The organism is Asaia sp. W19, assembly GCF_003994335.1.
GTDB lineage: Bacteria > Pseudomonadota > Alphaproteobacteria > Acetobacterales > Acetobacteraceae > Asaia.
In genome coordinates this window covers 1-2,381 of the sequence record NZ_PNQZ01000200.1, presented here as the reverse complement: position 1 = coordinate 2,381, position 2,381 = coordinate 1, and the positions used below count along the sequence as shown (strand labels likewise).

The following is a 2,381-nucleotide window of genomic DNA, read 5'->3' as shown; positions in this document are numbered from 1 at the left end:
ACCGCCAATACCGAGCCCCAGCCAGTCATGTGTCTGGCCCATTCGAGCGTATGAACGCCTATATTCGCGCCGACATCGAGCGCCATGATGCCATCACCCCTCAACTGACGCAGGACGCTCAGGATACTCTTGAGGCACCGAACGTCATTGGGGTCATAGCATCCCTCCTCAAGCAGGCTGTAGCCGACCCCGTAGCTGAGGCTGGCGCTCTCATTCCGATTGAAGTCGAGCCTGTTGACGATCATGGTTCCATGATCGGCATTTGCAAGGATGAAGGCGGTTTTACGTGAGGTCATGGGGGGCGGGCTCCGCATTGGTGAGTCACGTTATACGGGGTGTTCCTGCCTCTCTGTCCGTTCCGACACATCTTGTCATGCCTGCGGAGCCGTTTTGGGGCGGGATGGCCGCCGCGACTCCCGAGGCAGGGGCGCCTTGCCCGGAAGGTGCGCCAACCTGCCAAGGCTCAATTCTCGAAGCAGTAAGAAAGCTTTCACTTTATCGAATTATGTCGTCGCCTGGTTCAGGGTTGTGCGGAGCGCCCACATAGTTTGAATTTTCGAAACAATTACCGTGTTAAATCAATCCCTTTATTTGACTACGTTTCAGAAGTACAAAATGGACGGTTTGAAATCGTCTGAAATCTTAAAAAATCGTGATTTGAGTCAATGTAAAGAAACGGACAGACCGGATTATTACTAAAATAAATCCGGAGAAGATTCCATGGTTGCTGTGGTTTCGAGCGGGGTCACGTCAAACGTGGTCGGTACCGTTCTTGAAGATGTTCTGGTTCTGGGCACGGTACGCGTGACGAGTGCCGGAACCATTGCTGGCGGTGAGGTGACATCGCGCGGATATATTGCGCTTTCTTCGGGCATTGCCTCCGATTTGACTTTGTCGCGTCTCGGTCAGCTCGATGTGGCTATCTCAGGGGGCGCCAGTATAGCGCAAAACAATACTGTCCTCTCAGGCGGTATCATCACGGTCTGGAAGAATGGATCGTCAGTCTCCAACGTCATCTCCTCCGGAGGGAGCCTTTATCTGGGCAGACGTGGGTCAACCATCCAGGGTGGGGTTTCGCTGGATGATACCGTACGGGCCGGCGGGACGATGTCCGTTGCGAATCAGGGGAGCGCCACACGCACCAATATCAGCGCGGGCGGCAAGGTTATTGTCGATTATCAGGGGGTCAGCACCAGCGCTGCCATTTTACAGGGCGGAACCGCGCTCGTTTCTTCCGGGGGAACAGCATATGACACGCTTGTTCGCTCCGGTGGAATTTTGTCCAATTACGGCGTCATCTCCGCGGGCAACGATACGCTGCGGGGAATCACGAGCGGCACGCAGGTTTTCGCGGGCGGAACCGCGATTATCGGCAGTGGCGGCATAGGCTATAATGAGGTCGCAGAGGACGGCGGCTCTATCATCGTCGGCGCTTACGGCTCTGCCTTTGTCTCAGGCATCGAAACCGGCAATTACCTCGTGACGTCCCAGGGCAGGGTCTGGGTTCAGGACCATGCCGTGTTCTCGAATGCGACCGTTCAGACCTATGGCGTCGTGACGGTGGCAGGAGAGGGCGCCGCCGTGATCGGGGCCGATGTGTCGGGGGTGTTCGGCACGATTGAGGTCAGTTCCGGAGGCGTGGTGAGCGACGCGCATCTCCGTGCCTCAGGTACGATCCTGGCCTCTGTGGGGGGGAGTTCGGTTTCCGCCGTCGTCTCCTCCGGGGGGCGCGTCTCTGCGGTATCAGGGGGTGTTTCCATCAACGATACCATGCTCAGCGGCGGTACGCTGACGGTACGCAATGGGGGCACCGGTGTCATGCCTGCCGTTTCTGCGGGTGGTCGTGCCATCGTCGATACATCGGGTGTCGTGACGAGCGCAGCGGTGCGCGATGGCGGGACGGCCATCGTCGGCTCTGGCGGGACCATGCTGACGGCGGGGGGCAGCCATGGGGGGGTGGTGATCAATTCGGGTCGCGCGGGACTGTCGGCAGGCGCTGTCGACTCACGCGGCATTACCAGTGGGACGCTCGTGCTTTCGGGCGGGTCGGCTCTGATCAATAGCGGCGGCCTCCGCTATAACGATACCGCGGGGGATGGCGGGGTTGGCAGCGTCAATTCCAATGGATCGGCTTATATCTCCAATTTCGATGCGACCAATTATGCCGTGACATCGCAGGGACGCGTCTATGTGGGAGAAAACGCTTCCCTGACTGGTGTCGAGATCACCACATATGGTGTGGTCAATGCCTCCGGGGCCAATGCCGTTGTTTCCGACGCGCATGTGACCGGGGTGTTTGGTATGATCTCGGCCCAGGCGGGTGCTGTTGTGAGCCAGGCCGAAATCGGCAATAGCGGGTCGGGACTGCTTGATAGCGGGGG

1 protein-coding gene and 1 pseudogene are annotated in these 2,381 nt (G+C 58.5%); one reads left to right on the top strand and one right to left on the bottom strand.

Annotated elements, in window-relative coordinates:
* Positions 1-296, bottom strand: a pseudogene (locus C0V97_RS18010) (FkbM family methyltransferase); the annotation flags it as partial.
* 424 nt (positions 297-720) lie between these two features.
* Here C0V97_RS18010 and C0V97_RS18005 point away from each other — a divergent pair.
* A partial coding sequence (locus tag C0V97_RS18005) for a DUF342 domain-containing protein (RefSeq protein ID WP_148114985.1) occupies positions 721-2,381 on the top strand: 1,661 nt, incomplete at its 3' end.